Origin of the sequence: Dokdonella sp. (genome assembly GCF_019634775.1) — a bacterium.
Taxonomy (GTDB): Bacteria; Pseudomonadota; Gammaproteobacteria; order Xanthomonadales; family Rhodanobacteraceae; genus Dokdonella.
The window spans coordinates 573,190-598,081 of record NZ_JAHCAS010000002.1; the positions used below are offsets into that span (position 1 = coordinate 573,190).

20 protein-coding genes are annotated in these 24,892 nt (G+C 65.9%); 15 read left to right on the forward strand and 5 right to left on the reverse strand.

Going from position 1 to position 24,892, the window contains the following annotated elements:
• Nucleotides 1-129 precede the first annotated feature (129 nt).
• Nucleotides 130-1,569: a formimidoylglutamate deiminase gene (locus KF907_RS13350; RefSeq protein ID WP_291221083.1), complete on the forward strand. Its 1,440-nt coding sequence runs from the start codon at nt 130-132 to the stop codon at nt 1,567-1,569.
• 96 nt (nt 1,570-1,665) lie between these two features.
• Here KF907_RS13350 and KF907_RS13355 read toward each other — a convergent pair whose 3' ends face one another.
• Nucleotides 1,666-2,937 (reverse strand): alkaline phosphatase family protein, encoded by a 1,272-nt coding sequence (locus KF907_RS13355; protein WP_291221084.1) that lies wholly within the window; start codon nt 2,935-2,937, stop codon nt 1,666-1,668.
• 94 nt (nt 2,938-3,031) lie between these two features.
• Here KF907_RS13355 and KF907_RS13360 point away from each other — a divergent pair, with 94 nt between their 5' ends.
• From KF907_RS13360 to hutU, 4 genes are all read left to right on the forward strand, one after another.
• Nucleotides 3,032-3,400, forward strand: a complete 369-nt coding sequence (locus tag KF907_RS13360) for a protease inhibitor I42 family protein (RefSeq protein ID WP_291221246.1) — start codon at nt 3,032-3,034, stop codon at nt 3,398-3,400.
• A 179-nt stretch (nt 3,401-3,579) separates the two neighbouring features.
• A complete protein-coding gene (locus tag KF907_RS13365) occupies nt 3,580-4,401 on the forward strand; it encodes a DUF2167 domain-containing protein (protein ID WP_291221085.1) in 822 nt (273 codons plus the stop codon).
• Between the two features lie 2 nt (nt 4,402-4,403).
• Nucleotides 4,404-5,132, forward strand: a complete 729-nt coding sequence (locus tag KF907_RS13370; RefSeq protein ID WP_291221086.1) for a hypothetical protein — start codon at nt 4,404-4,406, stop codon at nt 5,130-5,132.
• Between the two features lie 208 nt (nt 5,133-5,340).
• The gene (gene hutU / locus KF907_RS13375) at nt 5,341-7,014 is read left to right on the forward strand and encodes a urocanate hydratase (protein ID WP_291221247.1); all 1,674 of its coding nucleotides are present in this window, start codon (nt 5,341-5,343) and stop codon (nt 7,012-7,014) included.
• Between the two features lie 100 nt (nt 7,015-7,114).
• Here hutU and KF907_RS13380 read toward each other — a convergent pair whose 3' ends face one another.
• Nucleotides 7,115-7,474, reverse strand: coding sequence for a DUF1428 domain-containing protein (locus tag KF907_RS13380; RefSeq protein WP_291221087.1), 360 nt, complete (start codon nt 7,472-7,474; stop codon nt 7,115-7,117).
• Nucleotides 7,475-7,632: 158 nt separating this feature from the next.
• On the opposite strand from KF907_RS13380, the gene KF907_RS13385 reads away from it, so the two are divergent.
• Nucleotides 7,633-9,195: an SDR family oxidoreductase gene (locus tag KF907_RS13385; RefSeq protein ID WP_472843876.1), complete on the forward strand. Its 1,563-nt coding sequence runs from the start codon at nt 7,633-7,635 to the stop codon at nt 9,193-9,195.
• Between the two features lie 129 nt (nt 9,196-9,324).
• Here the strand turns inward: KF907_RS13385 and KF907_RS13390 are convergent, their stop codons facing one another.
• On the reverse strand, nt 9,325-9,801 hold the full coding sequence (locus KF907_RS13390) for a YaiI/YqxD family protein (RefSeq protein ID WP_291221088.1): 477 nt from the start codon (nt 9,799-9,801) through the stop codon (nt 9,325-9,327).
• Nucleotides 9,791-10,738, reverse strand: a complete 948-nt coding sequence (locus KF907_RS13395) for a DMT family transporter (protein WP_291221249.1) — start codon at nt 10,736-10,738, stop codon at nt 9,791-9,793. The genes KF907_RS13390 and KF907_RS13395 overlap by 11 nt, the downstream gene beginning before the upstream one ends.
• A 249-nt stretch (nt 10,739-10,987) precedes the next feature.
• On the opposite strand from KF907_RS13395, the gene KF907_RS13400 reads away from it, so the two are divergent.
• The 8 genes from KF907_RS13400 (at nt 10,988) to KF907_RS13435 (ending at nt 20,183) form a co-directional block, all read left to right on the forward strand.
• Nucleotides 10,988-11,782 carry an aminotransferase class IV gene (locus tag KF907_RS13400; protein WP_291221089.1) on the forward strand — a complete coding sequence of 265 codons (795 nt, stop codon included), beginning with the start codon at nt 10,988-10,990 and terminating at the stop codon, nt 11,780-11,782.
• Nucleotides 11,783-11,831: 49 nt separating this feature from the next.
• Complete coding sequence (locus tag KF907_RS13405; protein WP_291221090.1) at nt 11,832-12,725, forward strand: acyltransferase; 894 nt, start codon at nt 11,832-11,834, stop codon at nt 12,723-12,725.
• 67 nt (nt 12,726-12,792) lie between these two features.
• Complete coding sequence (locus KF907_RS13410) at nt 12,793-13,683, forward strand: endonuclease/exonuclease/phosphatase family protein (protein ID WP_291221091.1); 891 nt, start codon at nt 12,793-12,795, stop codon at nt 13,681-13,683.
• A 57-nt stretch (nt 13,684-13,740) separates the two neighbouring features.
• Entirely contained in the window at nt 13,741-14,457 is a 717-nt protein-coding gene (locus KF907_RS13415) for a YebC/PmpR family DNA-binding transcriptional regulator (RefSeq protein WP_291221092.1), read from the forward strand.
• 82 nt (nt 14,458-14,539) lie between these two features.
• A complete protein-coding gene (locus KF907_RS13420) occupies nt 14,540-15,013 on the forward strand; it encodes a TerB family tellurite resistance protein (RefSeq protein WP_291221093.1) in 474 nt (157 codons plus the stop codon).
• 438 nt (nt 15,014-15,451) lie between these two features.
• Nucleotides 15,452-17,272: an FAD-dependent oxidoreductase gene (locus KF907_RS13425; protein ID WP_291221094.1), complete on the forward strand. Its 1,821-nt coding sequence runs from the start codon at nt 15,452-15,454 to the stop codon at nt 17,270-17,272.
• Nucleotides 17,269-19,131 carry a 2-oxoacid:acceptor oxidoreductase subunit alpha gene (locus KF907_RS13430; RefSeq protein WP_291221095.1) on the forward strand — a complete coding sequence of 621 codons (1,863 nt, stop codon included), beginning with the start codon at nt 17,269-17,271 and terminating at the stop codon, nt 19,129-19,131. Before KF907_RS13425 ends, KF907_RS13430 begins: the two co-directional genes overlap by 4 nt.
• Nucleotides 19,128-20,183 (forward strand): 2-oxoacid:ferredoxin oxidoreductase subunit beta, encoded by a 1,056-nt coding sequence (locus tag KF907_RS13435; RefSeq protein ID WP_291221096.1) that lies wholly within the window; start codon nt 19,128-19,130, stop codon nt 20,181-20,183. The genes KF907_RS13430 and KF907_RS13435 overlap by 4 nt, the downstream gene beginning before the upstream one ends.
• Before the next feature lie 174 nt (nt 20,184-20,357).
• Here KF907_RS13435 and KF907_RS13440 read toward each other — a convergent pair whose 3' ends face one another.
• Nucleotides 20,358-22,436 (reverse strand): cytochrome D1 domain-containing protein, encoded by a 2,079-nt coding sequence (locus tag KF907_RS13440; protein ID WP_291221097.1) that lies wholly within the window; start codon nt 22,434-22,436, stop codon nt 20,358-20,360.
• A 238-nt stretch (nt 22,437-22,674) separates the two neighbouring features.
• Here KF907_RS13440 and KF907_RS13445 point away from each other — a divergent pair, with 238 nt between their 5' ends.
• Complete coding sequence (locus KF907_RS13445; RefSeq protein WP_291221098.1) at nt 22,675-24,891, forward strand: TonB-dependent hemoglobin/transferrin/lactoferrin family receptor; 2,217 nt, start codon at nt 22,675-22,677, stop codon at nt 24,889-24,891.
• The last annotated feature ends 1 nt before the right edge of the window (nt 24,892 follow it).

The following is a 24,892-nucleotide window of genomic DNA, read 5'->3' on the forward strand; positions in this document are numbered from 1 at the left end:
TCGAAGCCGCTTCCCGGCGTGGCTTTGAATTCGTGGGGGCTGCAGCCGGCAAACGCCTTGAACAGCGATTCCCTTCCGGTGGCGCCGCATCCCGGCCGATAATCGGCGCTTTGCCGCGGAGTGCGAGCGATGAAGACCCAGGTGCTGCACGCGGCGAATGCGTGGCTGCCGGATGGCTGGGCCAGTGACGTGCGCATCGAGGTCGAGGGCGGGCGTTGGCTCGCCGGCGCGCTGCTCGATGTGCGCGCGGATGCGGGGGCCGTCGAGGCCGAGCCGATCGACGGTTGGGTGCTGCCGGGCATGCCGAACCTGCATTCGCATGCCTTCCAGCGTGCGATGAGCGGTCTTGCCGAACGCCGTGGCCCTGCCGATGACAGCTTCTGGACCTGGCGCGAGGTCATGTACGCGTTCGCCTCGCGTGTCGGTCCCGACGATCTGCGCGCGATCGCCAGCCAGCTCTACGTGGAGATGCTCAAGTCCGGTTATACGCATGTCTGCGAGTTCCACTACCTGCACCTCCAGCCTGATGGCCGCCCGTATGCCGACCCGGCGGCGATGGCGCTGGCCCTGGTCGATGCCGCGCAGGAGACCGGCATCGGCCTGACCCTGTTGCCGACGCTGTACATGACCGGCGGCTTCGACGGGCGTCCGCTCGCTGAACGCCAGCGTCGTTTCGGCCACGGTGTCGACGGTTTCCTGCGCCTCGTCGAGCGCTTGCGCATGCTCGAGGATGCACGCGTGCGTGTCGGCGTTGCCCTGCATTCGCTGCGCGCGGTGCCCGCAGATGCCTTGCGCGCTGTATTCGATGGCCTCGCCGCGCTGCCGCCGGCGCGCTCCGGCCTGCCGGTATCGATGATGCCGATCCACATCCACATCGCCGAGCAGGTCGGCGAAGTGGAGGACTGCCTGGCCGTGCGTGGTGCGCGCCCCGTTGCCTGGCTGCTCGACCATGCGCCGGTGGATGCGCGCTGGTGCCTGGTCCATGCCACCCACATCGATGCCGACGAAACGCGACGCCTGGCCGCCACGGGCGCGGTAGCCGGCTTGTGCCCGACCACCGAGGCGAACCTCGGCGACGGCCTGTTCCCGTTGCGCGAATACCTCGATGCCGGCGGCATCATCGGCATCGGTTCGGACAGCCACATCTCGGTGTCACCGGTCGAGGATCTGCGCTGGCTCGAATACGGCCAGCGACTCGTCACGCGCCAACGCAACGTCGCCGCCGATGCGACACGGCCGAGCACCGGCGAAACCTTGTTCGCGCAGGCCCTGCTCGGCGGTGCGCGCGCATCAGGCCTGGCTATCGGTCGCCTCCAAGGTGGCGACGCCGCACTGCCGTCGGTCGGCGCGCGTGCCGACCTTGTGGTCCTCGACGACACTTCTCCTCTGCTCGCCGGTCGTACATCGGCGAATCTGCTCGATACCTGGATCTTCGCCGGCAATGCGCCACTCGTGCGCGACGTCATGGTCAATGGCGAATGGGTCGTGCGCGGTTTCCGCCACCGCGACGAGGCACGGATCGCGGCGCGCTATCGTGCCGTGGTGACGAGGCTGATGAATTCCGCGTGAGCGCGTGTCCCTTCTCCCTTTGCAGTCGGGGGAGAAGGCGACGCGTGGCTTTCCCGGTGTGCGGGCGGTGAGTTCCGCGCAGAAGGCTGGCAGCCTTCAATGCAGCGCGGCACGCGTGCTGACCGGGTCGCCGTCGTTCGGTTCGGGCTTCAGTCCGAGCAGGTGGGCGAGCAGCGGGTAGACGTCGACATTGTCGAATGGCGGAATGACGACGCCCTCGCGGAATGCCGGTCCGCGTGCAACGAAGATGGCGCGCATGTCAGGTTCCTCGTTGTCGTAGCCGTGTCGACCGAGCGGGAAGTGCTTCATGCGCGCCATGGCGGCATGCGACGTGATCATCCAGCCGATTTCGGCGATGCAGACGATCGGTGGAATGCGTTCGTTGCGTCCGTAGTGCAGGCGCGCGGGGATCGCTCGTCGCCGATGGCAGCTCATGTGGTCGTGTGGTGCCAGCAAGGCCTTTTCGACATCACGACGATGTTCGCGCAGCGGGCGGACGCCGGCCAGGGCGCCCCAGGTCACCACGTGCACGGCCTGTTCCTCGACGATGTCATCGAGATAGATGACCTGCTCGGGAGAGTTTGCAGTCATGCCGTGGTCGGAGACGATGATCAGGTTGATGCGCCCGCCCAGACCACGCGCGTCGAGGCCGCGCAGGAGACGTCGCAATGCGTCGTCGACATGGCGCAGGGCCTCATCGACCTCCGCTGAATCCGGGCCGAAGTCGTGGCCGCTCGTATCCACGCGATCGAAGTACAGGGTGAGCAGCGAAGGTCGCCGTTCCGCAGGCAAGTCGAGCCAGCCGAGCACGGTGTCGACGCGTGCCTCGTCGGTCACGCTGGCATCGAACGGCGCCCAGTAGTCGGGCCAGGTGCCGTGCACGGGTGCTTCCGAACCTGGCCAGAACATCGTGCCGGCGCGCAGGCCGGTGCGTTGCGCGGTGGTCCACAACGGCACCGCCTGGTTCCACCAGCGCGCATCCTGGACGGCCTCCCGGTTCGTCGGGCTGAAACGCGACTTTGGTATGCGCTTGTCCTCGAAGTGATTGGCGACGATGCCGTTGCGATCGGGGCGCAGGCCGGTGACCAGGGTGTAGTGGTTCGGAAAGGTCAGCGACGGAAAGGAGGGGCGCATGTACTCGGCGCGTGCGCCGTTCGCCGCGATCGCACTCAGGGTCGGGGTCAGGCCACGTTCGAGATAGTCGGCGCGCATGCCGTCGATCGACACGAGAATCACCGGATCGGGCGGTGCGACGCTCTTGCGTACTCCGCTCGGCGCACAGGCGGCGAGCAGCAGCAGCGGCAGGATCAGCAGGCGGGTGGACCACGGCAGGTGCATCGTCGGCATCGGTTCGTCAAAGCGCGCCATTGTCCCGCATGCGGGCCGACAGGTGAATCATGTGGCCTGTTATGCTCGGCCGATGCGACAGGCGTCCACGATCTGCTCGGGATTCTTCTTGTTCATGGCATGCGTGCTGGCCGGGGCCGCGCGCGCTGCCGAGATCGACCTGTTCGCACACGCCGGCGGTATTGTCGAGGCGGCTGTCGACGATGTGCTGAGCGTGAGCCTGCGCGGCAACGTCTCGACCGGCTACGTCTGGGAACGTGTCGACGACGACGGCAGTGGCGTGCTGGTGCGGATGCTTGGCCCAGTCGCGGCAACCGGTGCAGCGAAAGATGACCGCCCCGCCGTGGGTGGACCGACCACCGCACTGTGGCGCTTCCGTGCGCAGACGCCCGGCGAGACCACGCTTCGCCTGCGCTATTGGCGGCCGTGGGAGAAGGATTCGAAGCAAGTGCGGGAGATCTCCTGGTCGGTGCGCGTGCGTTGAGCCGACCGGCTATGCTTCCCGGCGGGGATGTGCCCACTCCATCTCCTCGCCGTGTTGGCCGGTGACGGGCAGACGCTGCACGATCATCGGTCGACTCTCGTCAAGGGGTGTTCTGATCAATCCTGCAATGATGGCGTCGCCCTTGCAGGATTGATCAGAGAATCCCAAGGAGTCCATACATGAAGGCCCTGTTGTTCACCGCATTGACGCTGTTCGCCGCCGCACCCGTGATTGCCCAGGACGCGGAGGATGACAGTCCCTTCTCCCGGCTCGATTGGCACAGGGGACCCGGCAGTGAGGACATCGCACGCAAGGCAACGCTTCGCACTGGCGAATCGATCTCGTTTCTCGATGAAGCCAACAGCCGGCGTTTCCTCGAACTCACCGGCAATATCCCCGAGGATGGCAACTACATCATCGTCTCATCGACCGAGGACGCCGACTGGTGGGCGACGTTCACCTTCGACCCGGTCGGCTACGTCAAGGATGACGAGAAGATCGATGCCGATGAACTGCTGTCGACCCTGAAGGACAATGACGTACCGGCCAACGAGTACCGCCGGCAGCTTGGCCTTGGCGAACTCCACACGATCGGTTGGGCGGTGGCGCCGCACTACGATACGCAGACGCGCCGCCTCGAATGGGGCCTCAGATTGCGCAGTGACGAGGGTGAGTCGGTCAACTACACGGTGCGCCTGCTCGGTCGCACCGGCGTGATGAATGCAACCCTCGTGACCGACCCAGAAACCCTCGAGCGGGACATCCCGTCGTTCAAGGCCTCGCTCGCCGGTTTCGCCTTCAATCCGGGTGAGACTTACGCCGAGTACCGCGAGGGCGATCGCGTCGCCGAGTACGGACTCGCCGCGCTGGTCGTCGGTGGTGCCGCCGCGATCGCGGCGAAGACCGGCTTCCTGGCCAAGTTCTGGAAGCTGATCGTCGGTGGCGCGGTCGCACTGTTCGCTGCGCTTGGCAAGCTGTTCGGACGCAAGAAGAAGGTCTGAGCATGGCCATTTCCGCGGAATGGCAGTTCGCCGCGGTCGTCATCCTGATCTACCTGCTCGATGGCCTGGTCCTGCTGCACGTCGACGAGGCCGTCGTCGAGTGCGGTCGGCGTCGGCGCATCCTGTTCGGATCGCAGCAACCCTGGATTGCGCGCCGGCGCGTGCTGCTGCTCGCGCCGTGGCGACCACTGGCAACGGCGTGGAAGCTCGGATGGGGCGTGCGTGACACGCTCGATCCGCCCGATGGCACCGACGTGGCACGCGCGCTGCTCGATGCACGTGTGCGCGCGATCGCGCGACTGGCGCCATGGGTCTGTGCGGTATGGCTGTTGGTGCTGGTCGCCACGCCGCTCACGCTGGTGTTCGCGACGATTCCGCTGTTCGTGCTGGTCGCGGCGCTTGCCTGGCTGTCCGTGTGGGCGCTGGTGCTGCGTCTCGCGCTGTTGCGTCGCGCGCTCGATCTGTCCTGGAGCACCTATGCCCTGGTTGCTTTCGAATGCGTCGCCTGTCCGCCGGTGGCGGCGAACCTGCCGCGCAAGCTGTCGTTGCACCTGTCGCCGACGATCGATCTCATGGCTTTCGTCGATGCGCCGTCACGGCGGCAGGTGCACGCGCAGCTGGCGCACGATCTCGACGCACGCCTGGTGTTCCTCGATCCGGACACGCCGGCCCACGCGCGTACTGCGGCATATCGCGATCTTCTGCTCGCGACCATGGAAGCGGAGGCCTGAGATGGATTGGCAGGAGCTTTTCGCCATCGGCGGCGGATTGGTCGTCGGCTATTGGCTCGTACGCAAGTATCTGGAAGGCTGGCAGCCGGGGCAGGGTGCCGGTCGTGGCGAGGACGGCGCCTGGCATGAGCGTGATGCCGCGCCAGCGGCGTCGCCAGCGCCACGCGAGACGGTGATAATCGCCACCCTGCCTGTCCCGGAGAGCCACATGCCTTCCCCCGTCTCGCGCAAGGATTCCTCACGCACCATCCGTGCCCCGCGCGGTGCCACGCTGACCTGCCGCAGTTGGCTGACCGAAGCGCCGTTTCGCATGTTGCAGAACAATCTCGACGCCGAGGTTGCCGAAAACCCCACTGAACTCGTCGTCTATGGCGGTATCGGCCGGGCGGCGCGTGACTGGGCCTGCTATGACGCGATCATCGAGACACTGAAGACGCTGGGCGATGACGAAACCCTGCTCGTACAGTCCGGCAAGCCGGTTGGCGTGTTCCCGACCCATGCCGATGCACCGCGCGTGCTGATCGCCAACTCCAATCTGGTGCCGCATTGGGCGACCTGGGAGCACTTCAACGAGCTCGATCGCAAGGGCTTGATGATGTATGGCCAGATGACGGCGGGTTCGTGGATCTACATCGGCTCGCAGGGCATCGTGCAGGGCACCTACGAGACTTTCGTCGAGATGGGGCGACAGCACTACGGCGGCTCGCTCAAGGGGCGCTGGATCCTCACCGCCGGTCTCGGCGGCATGGGAGGGGCGCAGCCGCTCGCGGCAAGCCTCGCCGGTGCCTGCTCGCTGAACATCGAGTGTCGGCAGACCAGTATCGATTTCCGCCTGCGCACGCGTTACGTCGACGAGCAGGCCAGTGACATCGACGACGCGCTCGCACGTATCGCGAAGTACACGCAGGCCGGCGAGGCGAAATCGATCGCCCTGCTTGGCAATGCCGCGGAAGTCCTGCCGGAACTGGTGCGCCGCGGCGTGCGCCCGGACTGCGTGACCGACCAGACCAGCGCGCATGACCCCGTGCACGGCTATCTCCCGATCGGCTGGACGGTCGAGCAATGGCTCGACGCCCAGCAACGCGACCCGAGCGGTGTGCGCGACGCGGCGAAGAAATCGATGCGCGTGCACGTCGAGGCGATGCTGGCTTTCCATGCACAGGGCATCCCGACCGTCGACTATGGCAACAACATCCGCCAGATGGCCAAGGACGAAGGTTGCGCCAATGCCTTCGACTTCCCCGGTTTCGTGCCAGCCTACGTGCGCCCGCTGTTCTGTCGCGGCATCGGCCCGTTCCGCTGGGTCGCGCTCAGCGGCGATCCCGAGGACATCTACCGCACCGACGCCAAGGTCAAGGAACTGATCCCCGACGATCCGCACCTGCATCGCTGGCTCGACATGGCGCGCGAGCGCATTTCGTTCCAAGGGCTGCCGGCGCGCATTTGCTGGGTCGGCCTCGGTCTGCGCCACAAGCTCGGCCTCGCCTTCAACGAAATGGTGCGCAAGGGCGAGCTGAAGGCGCCGGTGGTCATCGGCCGCGATCATCTGGATTCCGGCAGCGTTGCTTCGCCGAACCGCGAGACCGAAGCGATGCGCGACGGCAGCGATGCCGTCAGCGACTGGCCCTTGCTCAATGCCATGCTCAACGTCGCCGGAGGCGCAACCTGGGTCAGCCTGCACCATGGCGGCGGCGTCGGCATGGGCTATTCGCAGCACTCAGGCGTCGTCATCGTCTGTGACGGCACTGCCGGGGCGGACCGGCGCATCGCCCGCGTGCTGTGGAACGATCCCGGCACCGGCGTCATGCGGCATGCCGATGCGGGTTACGAAATCGCCCAGGCCTGCGCGAATGAGCAGGGCTTGAGGTTGCCGATGGTGTAGGAGCCCATTCACGGGCGATCGGGTATCGCAACGGCGTGCGAATGGGCATCGCCCCTGAAGGGACTCCTACAGGGGCTCCTATGGGTGTGCGAAAGGGCGGTCAGGCCTTCAACTCGAACACCGGCACGAACCCGCCGAAGATCATGCGCTTGCCATCGAATGGCATCTGCATGTTGGACGGGTCGAAGCGCGGGTCTTCCATCATGCGCTGCATGCCGGCATCGCGGGTCGCCTTGTCCGGCCATTCGACCCACGAGAACACCACCGTCTCGTCGGCCGTGGCCTGCACGGCACGGGCGAAATCGGTGACCTTGCCGGGTGGAACGTCGTCGCCCCAGTTTTCGACGACGCGTGTGGCGCCGTATTCGATGAACACCGGATCGAACTCGCGGGCGTGGTCGATGAACTTCTGCTTGTTGGCGGTCGGTACGGCGATGACGAATCCGTCGATGTAGCTCATGGCGTGGTTCCTGGCTGGGAAAAAACGGGAACATTGTGGTTGACAGACGGGAAGGGCGTGGATCGACATGTCCGGCCCCGCATTGGTCGTCGTGGCGGATGTTTCCGTATCATGCGCGCCCTTTCGCCAATTGGCGCGCCCGCGTGGCGCGGCGACCGATGAACAGCGTTCCGACCTCCAATGCCGCCGATGCCGGGACGGCTGCCGCGAACGAAGGCATCGCCTTCCTCGAAGCCGTGGCCGCCGACCGTTCGTTGGCCGACCACCTGCCGGACGAACTGCGCGAGCGCCTGTTTCGCGCGATCGCGTCGATCTACGAGCCTGATCCGAGGCTGCGCCGGCAGCGCCTAAAGGCCGCCGGACGTCGGCGCGCGGCCGAGCGCGTGGCACGGGAGGAGGCGGTTCTGCACGCGACCGGCATCCGCGAACTGCGCCGCAAGCCGGTGTTCACGACCCCAAATGTGTTCCCGCCCGAAGGCTTCGTGGCCGAGGACAGCGAGAGCAACGAACCCGAGCGCCGCGAGACGATCGAACCGCAGCACTGCTACGTGTGCAAGCGCAAGTATTCGCGGATCCATCATTTCTACGACCAGCTCTGCCCGGAGTGCGCGGACTTCAACTATGCCAAGCGCAGCGAGACGGCGGACCTGCGTGGTCGTGTCGCCCTGCTCACGGGCGGGCGCGTGAAGATCGGCTATCAGGCCGGCATCAAGCTGCTGCGCGCGGGTGCGCGCCTGATCGTGACGACACGGTTTCCACGTGATTCGGCATTGCGCTACGCGGCCGAACCCGATTTCGCCGACTGGGCCGGACGCCTGGAGATCTTCGGCCTTGACCTGCGCCATACGCCGAGCGTCGAGGCGTTCTGCCGCGAACTGCTGGCAACGCGCGACCGCCTCGATTTCATCGTCAACAACGCCTGCCAGACGGTGCGGCGGCCACCCGAGTTCTACGCGCACATGATGGAACTCGAGAGCGCCGCCGAAGCGAGCCTGCCGGATCACGTGCGCGCCCTGCTCGGTCGCTACGAGGGCCTGCGCCGCTACGCCATGCTGCCCGAGGGTTCGCCGTCGAATGCACTGGCGCGCGACGAGGTCGCCGGTGGTCTCGCCGGACTCGCGCGTTCCGCACAGCTTTCGCAGCTGCCGCTGCTTGCCGAGGAGTTCGCCGAGCGACCGCACCTGTTCCCGCAGGGTCGGCTCGACCAGGATCTGCAGCAGGTGGACCTGCGCGAGAAGAACTCCTGGCGCATGCTCATGGCCGAGGTGCCCGCAGTGGAGCTGCTCGAAGTGCAGCTCGTAAACGCGATCGCGCCGTTCATCCTCAATGCGCGCCTGAAGCCGTTGATGCTGCGCACGCCGGAACGCGACAAGCACATCGTCAATGTGTCGGCGGTCGAAGGGCAGTTCTACCGCAACTTCAAGACTTCCCGGCACCCGCACACGAACATGGCCAAGGCCGCGCTCAACATGATGACGCGCACCGCCGCGACCGACTATCACAACGACGGTATTCACATGAATGCGGTCGACACCGGCTGGGTCACCGACGAGGACCCCGCCCACATTGCGGCGCGCAAGGTCATCGAGGAACGCTTCCATCCACCACTCGACATCGTCGACGGTGCCGCGCGCATCGTCGACCCGATCATCGACGGCATCAACACCGGCAACCACGTCTGGGGCAGGTTTCTCAAGGATTACCGGCCGACGGACTGGTAGTGGCGCCGGCGTGGCGTGCCCGCGAAATGCCGCCGCAGCGTCCAACATGATGTCGTCGCGCCGAAGCGGCACCTTGCCAGCCTCATCCGCCGGCAATCGCCGCAGGGGCGACGTCGTCGGTTCGCCTGCTCAGGTGCGGCGTTGCGTGAGCCAGCGGTCAAGTGCATTGGCGAAGGCCTGGCGATCGCGTGCATGCAGGGCGGGCGGGCCGTCGGTGGCGATGCCGGCGCCGCGCAGTCCGTCCATGAAGTTCCGCATCGCCAGGCGCTCGGCGATCGTGTCGGGTGTGTAGAGTTCACCACGCGGATTCAGTGCGAGCGCGCCTTTTTCCAGCACGCGTGCGGCCAACGGAATGTCGGCGGTGACGACCAGGTCGCCGGCGATGCAGCGCCGGACGATTTCGCTGTCGGCGACGTCGAGACCGGCATTGACCTGCAAGGAGCGGATGTGGCGCGAAGGTGGCACGCGGATCCACTGGTTGGCGACGAGCACAACCTCCACCGGCGTGCGTTCGGCGGCGCGGAACAGGATGTCCTTGATGGCGTTCGGACAGGCGTCGGCATCGACGAAGATGCGGGGTACGGCAGCGGTGTCTTCAGCCGACATGCTTGGCCTCGGACGTAGCCAGGGTTTCGTCGATATCGATGCGTCGGCGCGGTTTCAGCAGCGGATGTACGAACACGGCACCGAGGATGACGACCACGCCGGCGTAGAACAGGGGCGTCAGTTCGCGTTGTTCGCCGAGCAGCAGGATGGCCAGCACGATCGCGTAGACCGGCTCGAGGTTGACCGCGAGCTGTGCGGCGAACGCACTCATGTGACGCAACGCCACCAGGGACAGCGCGAACGGCAGCAGGGTGCAACCCAGCGCCAGCGCGAGCAGCCAGGCGGTGTCGCGTGGCGACGGGATCTCGAACAGCGAACCGGCGAATTGTGGAAACACCCACGGCATGAGCGGTGCAAGCGCCGTCAGCGCCAGCGCACCGGCACCGAGCTCGAGCGCAGTCACGGTCAGCGCATCGCCGTGCTCGACGAGGCGTTTGTTGAGCGAACCGAAGATCGCCACGAACAGCGCTGACAGCGCGCCGACGGCGACGCCGAGGTGCATGTCGTCCGGCACGCCGCCGACCACGAGGGCGACGCCCGGCAGCACGGCGATACCGAGCAGCAATTCACTGCGTGCAAAGCGCGAGCGTGCCAGCCAGGGCTCGAGCAGGGCGGTGAACACGGTGGCCAGCGCGATGCAGGTCGCCGCCACCGAGGCGTTGGCGAGCTTGATCGAGCCGTAGAAAGTCAACCAGTGCAGGGCGACCAGCACGCCGATGCCGGCATAGGCCAGCACGAGGCGCGACGACATCGCACGCAACCCGCGCCAGACACGCGGCAACAGGGCGAGCACGGCGACCACGATCAGCATGCGCCACCAGACCAGCGGCAGCGCCGGCAGGGTGATGAGCTTGCCGAGGATCGCAGTGAAGCCCCACAGCAGCACGCAGAAGTGGATCTGCCATTGGGCGCGGGCATGGTCGGAAAGCGGCTTCAGGGCACGGGGCTCGGTGGGGCGGGCGGCGCGGGGGCAACAGCATGCCAGTCCGCCGTGGATAGGAGAATGGGGCACCTGCAAAACTCCGCAGAAAACAATTGTAGGAAACGGCTTTGGCCGTGATGCTCTTGCCGTACAACGCTCCAAGAGAAAAGCATCACGGCTAAAGCCGTTGCCTGCCGGTTCGATTTCATGCGGGTGCAAGCTCCGGCGCGCTACCATCACCATCCCCATTTTCGTGGCTGCAGCATGTCATCGCGCATCGAGATCAACGGCGAGCCGCCGCGCGTCGAGGCGCTGGCACAGCTTGCCCAGGTCAACTACGGGCATTTCACGACCTTGCAGGTGCGCGAGCGCCGTGCGCAGGGTTTCGACCTGCATCTCGAACGCCTCGATGCGGCGACGCGCCGCCTGTTCGGCACGCCGCTTGATGGCGGGCAGGTACGCACCTGGGTGCGTCGCGTACTCGATGACGAACCGGCCTCGCTGCGCATCACGGTGTTTTCGCAGGCCTTCGATCGCGAGCATTCCGAGCGGAACGTGCCGGTCGACGTGCTCGTCACCACCGGCGCCGGTCGCGAACCACTGCGGACGCCGCTGCAGGTCACGGCGTGCGTGCATGAGCGGACCATGCCTGGCCTCAAGCACGTCGGCACCTTCGATTTGCACGCGCTGCGTCGCGAGGCGCGTCTTGCCGGCAGCGACGACGTGCTGTTCACCCGCGTCGACGGCACCATCGCCGAAGGTTCGACGTGGAATCTCGGCCTGTGGGACGGCGTACGCGTGGTCTGGCCTCTGGCGCCCGCGCTTGATGGCGTCACCCGTCGTCTTCTTGACCTCGGGCTGCGCGAATGTGGCATCGAATCGACCCATCGGCCGGTGCGGATCGACGAACTGGCATCCTTCAGCGTCGCGTTCGCCTCGAACACGACCTCGCCCGTGCGGCCGATCGTCGCGCTGGCTGGTCATCGTTTCGCCAATGATGCCGCTGTGCTCGGGCGCATCGAACGCTGCATCGACGCCCGGCCGTGGCTGCCGATCTGAACCTTCCGCCTGCTATCGTGCGCGCCCGTCCATTTGTGTTTCCGCGTCGATGATCGAAACCTTCAAGGCCGGCGTCCGCCTCGTCGTTGGCGGCGTCCTCGTCGTTGCCAGCACGCTGTTGCACGGCACGCCCCTGCTTGCGCTGGCCGTGGTCAAGGTGCTGCTGCCGATTGCGACCGTGCGTCACCTGCTCACGCGCATTCTGACCCGGATCGCCGAGAGCTGGGTCGGCGTCAACAGCGTGTTGATGGGCTCGCTGGGCGGTACCCGCATCGACGCCCCCTCCCTCGACGGCCTGCACCGAGACGGTTGGTATCTGGTCGTGTGCAACCACCAGAGCTGGGTCGATATCCCGGTCCTGCAGGCCGTGTTCAACCGGCGTATCCCCTTGCTGCGCTTCTTCCTCAAGCAGCAGTTGATCTGGGTGCCGGTACTGGGCCTGGCCTGGTGGGCGCTCGATTTCCCGTTCATGAAGCGCTATTCGAAAGACGTGCTGACGAAGCGCCCCGAACTGCGCGGCAAGGATATCGAGGCGACGCGGCGCGCGTGCGCGAAGTATCGCGAACTGCCCGTTGCGGTGATGAACTTCGTCGAAGGCACGCGCTTCACTCCGGACAAGCATGTGAAGCAGGCATCGCCTTACCGGCATCTGCTGCTCCCGCGCGCCGGCGGCATCGCCTTCGTGCTCGATGCAATGGGTGAACTGATCGAGGCGATCGTCGATGTGACGATCGTCTATCCAGCCGGCAAGCCGAGCGTGGCCGACCTGTTCACCGGTCGCGTACGTGAAGTGCGTGTTGACGTGCGCGTATTGCCACTGCCTGCACGCGGCGACTACGAGAACGATGCTCGGCATCGCCAGCGGTTCCAGGCCTGGCTCAATGCGTTGTGGCAGGACAAAGACGACACCTGTACGCGGCTTGGCGGTTCCGGCTCACGGTGAACGCTGGACTCGCCATGCCGCGCGCTCGGTTACCATGCGCTCCCCCCGCACCATCCGGTATCCGCCGATGCGCATCCGCCTGACCGTCGCTGGCCTCGTTCTTTCCGGCCTACTGGTCGCCTGCACCGGAACGCCGCCCCGCGAGGCCGTGCCGACACTCAAGATCGCCGCCTGGAACATCGAGCATCTGGCCGAACGTGACGGCAGCGGCTGCCGGCCACGCGCGGAGGCTGACTATGCCGCGTTGCGTGCACACGTGAAACGCCTCGCCGCCGATGTCATCGCCTTCGCCGAGGTCGAATCGGCCGCCGCCGCCGCGCGCGTGTTTCCGCCCGACGACTACCTGATCGTCATGTCGGATCGGCCGGACAGCAGGCGCGACTATTTCTGCCGACGCGATGCCGCTTCGGGACCGCGGATCAACAAGCAGGACGTCGGTTTCGCGATCCGCCGGAGCGTGAAGTTCACCCGTCACGCCGACCTTGCCGCGCTCGGTCTCGGCGACCCTGATCTGCGCTGGGGTGTCGACGTGACGATCGAGGCAACGCGCCCGCTGCGCTTGCTGTCCGTGCACCTCAAGAGTGGCTGCTCGGCCGGCGTCGAGCGCGAGGCCTGTCCGATCCTGTTCGAGCAGGTGCCGGTGCTCGAGCGCTGGATGGCCGAGCGCCGTGCCGAAGGTGTCGACTTCGCCGTGCTCGGCGACTTCAACCGGCGCCTGGCCGTCGCCGGTGACCGCGTCTGGCGCGAGCTCAACGGGGACGGCATCTCCCTCATCGATGCGGCGGGTGGTGAAGGTTCGCGCTGCGTCGAACGCTATGCGGATTTCATCGACCACATCGTGCTCGATCCAGGTGCGGCGAGGCGGATGGTCGCCGGCTCGTTCGAACAGTTCGACTACGGCGTGCCGGAGGCCGAACATCCGTCCGACCATTGCCCGATCGCGGTGCGCGTGCGCTGAACTGCATTGGCCCGCTAAAATCACGCTCTGCCGACATCCGCAACGACAGGAATCCCCATGGGCAGAGGCCCCAGCATCGAAGGCCGCAAGAACGCCGAGGACGCCCGGCGCGGCAAGATCTTCACCAAGCTGATCCGCGAGATCACCGTAGCCGCACGCAACGGCGCCGACCCGGCCGGCAATGCGCGCCTGCGCATTGCCATCGACAAGGCGCTGTCATCGAACATGTCGAAGGACACGATCGAACGCGCCGTGCGTCGCGGCTCGGGTGCCGACGGTGCGGACGACATGCAGGAGTTGCGCTACGAAGGCTATGGCCCGGCCGGCGTCGCCCTGATCATCGATGCGATGACCGACAATCCTGTACGCACCGTCGCCGACGTGCGCCATGCGCTGGGCAAGCACGGTGGCAATCTTGGCACCAGCGGCTCCGTTGCGTTCCAGTTCGCCCGCCTCGGCGAGATCGTCGTGGATACCTCGGCGGCCGGCAGCGAGGACCGCGTGCTCGAGGCCGCCCTCGACGCCGGTGCCGACGACGTGGCCGGCGAGGGCGGGCGCACCACCGTGGTGTGCGCGCCGGATGCCTTCGAGGCGGTCAAGAAGGCCGTCGCCGACGCCGGTTTCGAGGTGCTGGATGCCGGTGTCGTGATGCGCCCGGCGAACCGCGTCGCCGTCAGCGGCGAGGCCGAAGAGACCCTGCGCGACCTGCTCGACTGGCTGGACGGGCTGGACGACGTGCAGGAGGTCTACCACAACGCGGTGCTGCCAGACTGATCCAAGGACTGATCGGAACCTCTTCCACCGCGCGCGCGTTCGTCGCACCATGCGCGTCTGGGCAGTGGAGCAGGGGACGACCATGGGCAGCGAAGGCTTGGGTGGCGTGCTGCGCGATCTGCGTGGCGCAATCGGCGGTTTCTTTTCGGGTGGCAATTTCGACGAGGCGCTGCGCGTTCCGGTCGAAGTCTCGTTTGGCCTGATGGGCTGGCTGGCCAAGGCCGACGGCGTCGTCACCAGCCATGAGACCGATTTCGCCAACCGCCTGATGGACGATCTCGGCCTGCCGGAACGCGGCAAGGCGATCGCCCATGCGGCCTTCCTGCGCGGCCAGAGGCGCGAGATCGACATCAATGCCGAGGTCGGCCGGTTTCTCGCCGTGCACCCGAAGGGAAGTCCCGAACTGGGCCGTCTCTACGATACCTTGCTGCGCGTGGTCGCCGCCGACGATCGCATCTTCGCGCGCGAGCGCACTGCTCTGGAAACGCTGACCGATGCCTTCGGTTTCCCGCGTGCATTGATCGATGCGCGGCTGGAAGCGGTGCGCAGTGGTTGAGCGCGGCCTACCCATAAAGAATGTTCTGATCAATCCCGCAATGGCGTCATGACATCCGCAGGGTTCGCAGCGGGGGGCATTGCGAAGTGCAGGCCGGTTGCCTGGGCGAGCCGCGCACGCCTCGCCGCGGGCCATGCGGATGGCGCCCCGTCATTGGGAATCAGAGTGATCGGAACATCCCTGAATGCCTGTAGGAAACGCCTTCGGGCGTGATGCTCGATATCTTTGCGGCGTTGTACGGAAGGGGCATCGCGGCTGAAGCCGCTTCCTACAGCCGCTTCCTGCAGTCGCTTCCTACGGTCGCTTCCTGCCGCGGTTCCCGACAGGCTCCCTGTTCCGCCATGGTGCACCGTGTCTTTTTTTCCGCGGCGGAATGCCTAGACTCGCCGCCGACCGGAGCGTCGGCGCCGCCGACAGGTCTCGCAGCGAGGGAGTGAGGTGGAGCCCACCGACGTCCGTGTAGCCAGCTATTTCCACAAGGTTGTCGATTGCCAGTGGGCCTGCCCGGCCCACACTCCGGTCCCTGAATACATCCGCCTGATTGCCGCGGGCCGGCACGCCGACGCCTATCTCGTCAATTGGGAATCGAACGTCTTTCCGGGGATCCTCGGGCGCACCTGCGATCGTCCCTGCGAGCCGGCCTGCCGGCGCGGGCGTGTCGAGGAGAACAACGGCGAAAAACCCGAGCCGGTGGCGATCTGCCGGCTGAAGCGCGTTGCGGCCGACCACAAGGGCGACATCGCCGCACGTCTGCCGAAGGCGGCGGCCACGCGCAACGGCCTGCGTGTGGCCTGCGTCGGTGCCGGCCCGGCTTCGTTGACCGTGGCGCGCGACCTTGCGCCGCTCGGGTATTCGGTGACGGTGTTCGAGGCCGAGGCCAAGGGCGGCGGCTTCATGCGCACCCAGGTGCCGCGCTTCCGCCTGCCCGAGGCGGTCATCGACGAGGAAGTCGGCTACATCCTCGATCTCGGCGTGGAATTGCGCGGCGGCCAGCGCATCGAATCGATGCGTGCGCTGCTGGCCGAACGCTATGACGCCGTGTTCGTCGGTTGCGGTGCGCCGCGTGGGCGCGCGCTCGAGTTGCCTGGCGCGGCCGAGGCTGCAGCGCACATCCACATTGGCATCGACTGGCTCGCATCGGTGTACTTCGGCCACGTCGAGCGTGTGGGCAAGCGCGTGATCGTGCTCGGTGGCGGCAATACCGCCATGGATTGCTGTCGCTCGGCGCGCCGCCTGGGCGGCGAGGACGTCAAGGTCATCGTGCGCTCGGGCTTCGATGAGATGAAGGCTTCGCCATGGGAGAAGGAGGACGCGATGCACGAAGGCATCCCGATCCTCAACTGCCTGGTGCCGACCGCCTATGTGCACGATGGCGGGCGTCTGACCGGCATGACGTTTCAGCCGGTACGCTCCGAGGTCGACGAGCGTGGCCGCCGTCGCCTCGTGCCAACCGGCGAGGCAGACCGATTCTTCGCCTGCGACGAGGTCCTGGTTGCTGTCGGCCAGGAAAATGCGTTCCCGTGGATCGAACGCGATCTCGGCATCGAGTTCGACGAATGGGGTATGCCGGTGGTCGATGCGGCCACATACCAGTCGACCTTGCCGCATGTGCTGTTTGGCGGTGACGCGGCATTCGGTCCGAAGAACATCATCTGGGCGGTGGCGCACGGCCACGAGGCTGCGGTATCGATCGATCGCATGCTGTCCGGCGAGGATCCGCGCGAGCGTCCGCTGCCTCACCTGCGCATGCTCTCGCAGAAGATGGGCATCCACGAATGGAGCTACGACAACGACGTTTCGCCCGACGAACGCTACAAGGTGCCGCTGCTGCCCACGGCGGAGGCCCTGCGCGACATCCGCCTGGAAGTCGAACTTGGCTTTGATGCCGAGACCGCGTGGAAGGAAACCCAGCGCTGCCTGAACTGCGACGTGCAGACGGTGTTTACCGCCAATGCCTGCATCGAATGCGATGCCTGCGTCGATATCTGCCCGATGGACTGCATCACCTTCACCGTCAATGGTGATGAAGCCGAACTGCGCCAGCGTCTGACTGCGCCGGCGTTGAACCTCGAGCAATCGCTGTACGTGTCGCCGCCGCTCGGAACGACGCGCGTGATGGTCAAGGACGAGGATGTCTGCCTGCATTGCGGCCTGTGTGCCGAGCGCTGCCCGACCGGCGCCTGGGACATGCGCAAGACGCTGATCCGCATGGCCCACGCCGGCCCGGCCTGTCGCGGCGGCAAGCAGGAGGCGGCATGAACGGCAACACAGGGCGGGGCGTGCAGGCAATCACCGCAACCAACGATTTCGTCGTCAAGTTCGCCAATGTCAACGGCTCGGGTTCGGCCTCGGCCAACGAGATGTTCGCCAAGTCGATCCTGCGCATGGGTGTTCCAGTCAGTCCGCGCAACATCTTTCCGTCGAACATCCAGGGCCTGCCGACCTGGTACGAGGTGCGCGTCAATGAGCGCGGCTGGCTGGGTCGGCGCGGTGGTGTCGATCTCATGGTCGCGATGAATCCGCAGACCTGGGATGCGGACGTCAAGGAGATCGAGAACGGCGGCTATCTCTTTTACGACAGCAGCAAGCCGCTGCCGAGTTCGCGCTTCCGTGAGGATATCCACGTCATCGGCGTGCCGCTGACGGCGATCTGCAATGCCACCTACGACGATCCACGCCAGCGCCAGCTGTTCAAGAACATCATGTATGTTGGCGCGCTGTCGCTGCTGCTTGGCATGGATGTCGGCGTCATCGAGAAACTGATCGGCGAGCAGTATCGGGGCAAGGAGAAGCTGCTCGAGGCGAACGTGCGCGCGCTGCATCTCGGCCGCGACCACGCTGGCGCGCACCTCGAACCGATCGGCCTGCAGGTGCGTGCGGCCGACAACGTCGGCGAGCGCATCTTCGTCGATGGCAACAGTGCCGCCGCGCTCGGCTGCGTCTACGGCGGCGCCACGGTCTGTGCCTGGTATCCAATCACGCCGTCGTCATCGCTGGCCGAGGCATTCCAGAAGTACTGCCAAAAGTATCGGGTCGATCCCGACGGCGGCGGCAACCGATACGCGATCATCCAGGCCGAGGACGAGATCGCCTCGATCGGCATCCTCACTGGCGCCGGTTGGAACGGCGCACGTGCGTTCACCGCCACTTCGGGGCCTGGCATCTCGCTGATGAGCGAGTTCATCGGCCTGGCCTATTTCGCCGAGATTCCGCTGACCATCATCGATGTACAGCGTGGCGGGCCGTCGACCGGCATGCCGACGCGCACCCAGCAGTCCGATGTGCTCGCCTGCGCCTACGCTTCGCACGGTGACACCAAGCACGTGCTGCTGTTTCCGCAAGACCCGCGCGAGTGCTTCGAGTTCTCCGCGCAGGCGCTCGACCTCGCAGACCGCCTGCAGACGCCAGTGTTCGTGCTGACCGACCTCGACATCGGCATGAACCAGCGCCTGTGCGAACCGTTCGTGTGGGACGACGCGCGCGAGTACGACCGCGGCAAGGTCATGGGGGCTGCCGACCTCGAAGCCGGGCGCGACTTCGGCCGCTACAAGGACGTCGACGGAGACGGCATCCCGTACCGCACATATCCAGGCACGCACCCGACGCGCGGCGCATTCTTCACCCGTGGCACCTCGCGCGATCCGTACGCGCGCTATTCGGAGCGTGGCCCCGATTACGTCTACAACATGGAACGCCTGCTGCGGAAATTCGACACGGCCAAGGCGTTGGTGCCTCAACCGATGCAGCGCCAGGCCGGCCGCCATACGCCGTTCGCGGCGCTGTACTACGGCTCGACCAGCCCGGCCATGGACGAGGCGATCGCCGTGCTCGAGGCACAGGACCTGCATCTCGACACGCTGCGCCTGCGCGCGTTTCCGTTCCCGGAATCGGTGCGCCAGTTCGTGCTGGCGCACGAGCAGGTTTTCGTCATCGAGCAGAATCGCGACGCCCAGTTGCGCACCCTGCTGATCAACGAATTCGACCTCGATCCTGCGCGCGTGATCGCCGTGTTGCACTATGACGGCACGCCGATCACTGCGCGCTTCATTGCCGGCGAAATCTCCCGGCGCATGCGCGGCGCGAACATGCAGCCGATCGACGAGGAGAGGGTGGCATGACCTGGATCGCCAAGCCGAAGCTGCATCATCCAACCCTGCCGCGCAACGCGCTGTGCCTGACCCGGCGCGACTACGAGGGCAAGATCTCGACGCTGTGTGCCGGTTGCGGCCACGATTCGATCTCGGCGGCGATCGTGCAGGCCTGCTGGGAACTCGCGATCGAGCCGCATCGCGTGGCCAAGCTGTCCGGCATCGGCTGTTCGTCGAAGACGCCGGACTACTTCCTCGGCCAGTCGCACGGCTTCAACACAGTGCATGGGCGCATGCCCTCGGTGCTGACCGGTGCCAATCTCGCCAACCGCAGCCTGCTCTATCTCGGCGTGTCTGGCGATGGTGATTCCGCCTCGATCGGCATGGGCCAGTTCGTGCACGCCATGCGCCGTGGTGTCGACATGGTCTATATCGTCGAGAACAATGGCGTTTACGGACTCACCAAGGGTCAGTTCTCGGCCACCGCCGATCAGGGCTCGGTATCGAAGCGCGGCGTGGTCAACGCAGACAGTCCGATCGACCTCGTCGGCCTGGCCCTGCAACTCGGGGCGAGCTATGTCGCGCGTGGTTTCTCCGGCGACAAGCGCCAGCTCGTGCCGCTGATCAAGGGTGCGATCGGCCATCGCGGCCCTGCCTTCATCGACGTCATCAGCCCGTGCGTGGCGTTCAACAACCACGCCGGCAGCACCAAGAGCTACGAGTACGTGCGTGAGCACAATGATTCGGTCAATCGTCTCGACGTGATCCCGGTGCGCGAGGAGATCCAAGTCGACTACGCCGAGGGAGAAATGGTCGAAGTCGCCCAGCACGATGGTTCGATCCTGCGTCTGCGCAAGCTCGCAGCCGACCACAACCCGTGCGATCGCATCGCCGCGGCCAACTACGTGCAACAGCACCAGGCGCGCGGCGAAGTCGTTACCGGCCTGCTCTACGTCGACCCGCAGGCCGCCGACCTGCACACCCACCTTGGCACCATCGCCGCGCCGCTCAACTCGCTTGGTGCGCGTGAGCTGTGTCCCGGCACGAGTGTGCTCGACAGGATCAACGCGTCGCTGCGTTGAGTCGCGAGTCCAGCATGCCCCCGGTCACCCGTGAACGGGCTCCCATGGACGACACGCGCCCTTGTAGGAGCCCTTCAGGGGCGATGCCTTTCGTCGACCCGGACGCAAGAAGCCGGCCGGGACGTCTTGCGTCCCGGCCGGCTGGGTTTGCGGCGAATCGATCCCGCCGATGGATCAATACACGTCGTTGACCGTGTTGTAGACGTTGAACTTGCCGGTCGGCGTGATCAGGCGCGGGTCCTTCAAAACGGCCTTGAGCTTGAGGGTCTTGTCATCGACCACGACGATCGCCGAGCGCTGGTCCTTGCCGTTCCACACCGAGAACCAGACTTCGGTGCCGTCTTTGTTGTACTCGGGCTGCACGACGCGCTTGGGCCCGTCGCCGAGCTTGGCCCATTCGGCGATAGGCAGCGCCTTGTAACCCTTGTCGAGGTTGTCGATGTCGAACACAGCGATGGACTGACTGATCTTGGCATCCGGGTTGAGCGTTGTGTCGACCCAAAGGTTGCGTGATTTCGGATGGGTCTTGACGAACAACGAACCGCCGCCCTGGCCCTTCAGCACCTGCACGACCTTCCACGCATGTTGCGGGTGCTTCTCCGGATCGGTCGCGATCAGCGTGACCTTCTCGTTGCCGAGAGCCGAGGTTGCCCACACCGGGCCGAACTCTGGATGCACGAAGTTCGCGCCGCGGCCCGGGTGCGGGATCTTGTCGACATCGATCAGGCCGACCATCTTCTGCTCCTGCGAGTCGACCACGGCGATCTTGTCGCTCTGGTTGGCTGCGGTCAGGAAGTAGCGCTTGCTGACGTCCCAGCCGCCATCGTGGAGGAAGCGCGCGGCGTCGAGCGTGGTGACCTTCATGCTCTCGATGTCGCTGTAGTCGACCAGCAGGATGCGCCCGGTTTCCTTGACGTTGACGATGAACTCCGGGTGCTTGTGGCTGGCGACGATGGCGGCGACACGCGGTTCGGGGTGGTATTCCTGCGTATCGACGGTCATGCCGCGGGTCGAGACGATCTTGATCGGCTCGAGCGTCGGGCCATCCATGATCACGTACTGCGGCGGCCAGTAGGCGCCGGCGACGGCGAACTTGTCCTCGTAACCCTTGTACTTGGATGTCTCGACCGAACGCGCCTCGAGGCCGATCTTGATCTCGGCGACACGCTCGGGGACCTTCATCCACAGGTCGACCAGGTCGATCTTGCCGTCGCGGCCGATCGTGTAGATGTAGCGGCCCGAATGCGACACGCGCGAGATGTGCACGGCGTAGCCGGTCTTGAGGATGTTGATGATCTTCTTGGTATCGCCATCGATCAGCGCGATCTCGCCCGAGTCACGCAGGGTCACCGAGAAGATGTTGTCGAGGTTGTAGTTGTTTTCCTTGCGCTTCGGGCGCTGCTCGACCGGCACGAACACCGTCCAGCTGTCACGCATTTCCTTCATGCCCCATTCCGGCGGATTCGGTGGCGTGTGCTGGAGGAATCGTGCCATCAGGTCGACTTCGCTGGCGCTCAATTCACCACCAGTGCCGAAGTTCGGCATGCCGCCGGGCGAGCCGTAGTTGATCAGCGCCTTGAGGTAGTCGGTACCGCGTGCCTGGGTCAGGTCGGGCGTCAGCGGCTTGCCGGTCGCGCCCTTGCGCAGCACGCCATGGCAGCCAGCGCAACGCTGGAAGAAGATTTCGCTCGCGCGCGTGAACTCGGCTTCGGTCATGTCCGGCGCGCCGGGCGTGCGCACCTGCTTGACCTCGGCACCGCTCATCGAGGTTGGTGCGCCCTCGTAGGCGGCCTGGGCCTGGCTGGTGCCGGGATGCAATTCTCCCTGCGCTGGATCGGTGGATACGGCCAGCTTCTCGCGCTGTGCCTTCACCTCTTCGGCAGTTATGCTGCCGCCGGGGTTGTTCCAGTTCGCCAGTACGTAGCTGATCGCCGCGGCGATCTCGGCATCGCTCAAGTGACTCTGCGCGGGCATCACACTGTTGTAGGTCTGGCCGTTGACCACGACTTCGCCGGTCAGGCCGGTCAGCACGGTGGCGGCAATTTCGGCTGGCGTCTTGCCCTTCAACCAGTCGGCGCCGGCGAGTGGCGGGAAAGCGCCGGTCAGCCCCTTGCCGTCAGGCTGGTGGCAGGCTGCGCAGTTCTGGAGGTAGGTCGCCTTGCCGGTGTCATCGAGCGCGATCGCGAGGGGTGCCAAGCTTGCAGCGATGCCGAACGCCAGCGATTTCAGCAGTAGTTGGGTGGTCCGTTTCATGGCGGATGCCTGCTCTGGTTGAAGGAAATGGTTGACCCGTCGACTTGCTTGAGAGTGTCTTGGTCGCACCGAATGCCGCGCCCTGATCCACGTCAAGCCATGCCGGGATCGGCCTGCGTCGTCGTGACGCACGGACGGGCAGGTTGACTGCAATTGTGCTTGATGTGCGTCAACATGGCGACGACCGAATGAACTGAGAATGCGAACCAGTCATGATTGGAAGGGAGTCGTCGTGGATATGCGCTTGTTGCCCCTGATCTTTGTTCCCGGTCTTGCTTTCGCCCAGGCTGTCGACGATTCCGCTGCGAACGCCACGGATGCGGCACTGCTTGACAGCATCGTGGTCGTCGCCAGCCGTGCTGCCGAGCCGCTCAGCCAGGTCGTCGCCAGCGTCGCCCAGGTCGAGCGCGAGGATCTCGAGCGTCATCTCGTGCACGACCTCGAAGGCCTGACCCGCTACGTGCCTGGCATCGGCATCACCCGCGAGAGCCACCGTTTCGGCAACGGCGGCTTCTCGATCCGCGGCCTCGAAGGCAATCGCGTGCGCATCCTGGTGGATGGCATCCCGCTGGCCGATGCCTACAGCATCGGCCAGTTCGCCTCGGCCGGGCGCGATCTGGTCGATCTGGAAGCGATCGAGCGCATCGAGATCCTGCGCGGGCCGGCATCGACCCTGTATGGCAGCGACGCACTGGCCGGGGTGGTCGCGTTCCGCACGCGCGATCCGGCCGATCTGCTCGCACGCAGCGGCGATGGCCAGCACATCGGTCTGCGTTTTGGCTGGGATGGCATGGACGACAGTTTCCTGCGCGCGGCGAGTTGGGCTGGCGAGAGTGAAGCCTCGCGTTGGCAGGCTATGGCGGTGGTCGGGCGGCGCAGCGGTCATGAAGCCGACAACCGCGCCTGGCGCGCCGAGGATGGCCCCAATCCGATCGACTACACGCGCGACAACGCGCTGGCCAAGCTCGTGCACGATGCCGGCGACGCCGGTCGCTATGTGTTCACCGTCGAGGCCAACCGGAACGAGCGCGAGACCGAAGTGAATTCGCTGCGTTTCGGTACCGGGCGCTACAGCACGACCTATCGCCTCGATGCCGACGATCGTGATCGTCGTGATCGGATCAGTCTTGCCGCACAGTGGCAGCCGCAGCTCGCCTGGCTGCAGTCGTTGGATGCGCAGATCCACGTGCAGGACACCTCGGTACGCCAGGACAGCGATCAATACCGTCTGCCCGATCCAGCCACGCCGTTCGAGTCGTTGCGCTGGCGGCGCTTCGAGTACGACGCGGACGCGGCCGGTCTGACCTTGCTTGGCCAGGCACGCCACGACGGCACGCGCATGCGGCACTGGCACGTGTTCGGCGTCGATCTATCCCGGCAGCGCTACGAGGGCCTGCGTGACGGTCTCGAAACCAATCTCGTCACCGGAGCGACCAGCTCGATCGTTCTTGGCGAACCGTTGCCCGTACGCGACTTCCCCAACACCGACGCCGACAGTCTCGCCCTGTTCTGGCAGGACGAGATCGGTATCGGCGAGCGTTTCGCGGTGATCCCGGGCCTGCGTGCCGAGTGGTACCGATTGCGCGCGAAACCCGACGCGATCTTCATCGAGGACTTTCCCGACGCGGATCCGGTCGATATCGACGAACGCCAGGTCACGCCGCGCCTCGGCCTGCGCTGGTTGCTCGGCGGCGGTCACAGCCTATTCGCACAGTACGCACGTGGGTTCCGCGCGCCGCCGTTCGGTGACGTCAACATCGGCCTGATCCTGCCGGTCTATCACTATGAGGTGCGCGCAAATCCGGATCTGCGGCCCGAACGCAGTCATGGCGTCGAACTCGGTTGGCGCCACGTCGGCGACCGCCTGCGTGCCAGCGCTTCGATCTACGAGAACCGTTATCGCGACCTGATCGAATCGCGCGCCAATCTGGGCATCGAACCCGGTACGGGTCTGCTCGTGTTCCAGTCGGTCAACCGCGACCGCGCGCGCATCCGCGGCGTCGAGGCCGACCTGTTGTGGCGCGTGCCGTTCGACGCCGGTGGCCCGGGCGGCTGGCAGCTGCGCGGTGCGTTGGCATGGTCGCAGGGCGACGACCTGCGTCGCGGGCAGCCGCTCAACAGCATCGATCCTGGACGCATCACCCTCGGCCTGCGTTACGAAGCCGATTCGGGGCGCTGGGGCGTGGAGACCGCTGGCGTCGCCGCACAACGCAAATCGCGCATCGACCACCAAAGCGGGCGTCTGTTCGCGCCACCCGGCTATGGTCGCCTGGACCTCTACGCCTGGGTCGAGCCCTGGCAGGGTGCGCGCATCAATGCCGGTCTCGTCAACCTCGCCGACCGCCGATACTGGGATTGGAGCAGCATCCGTGGCGTGCGCGCCGACGCCAACGACATCGGCTTCTTCACCCGTCCAGGCCGCAGCCTTGCGCTGAGTCTCGCGATGGAGTGGTGAC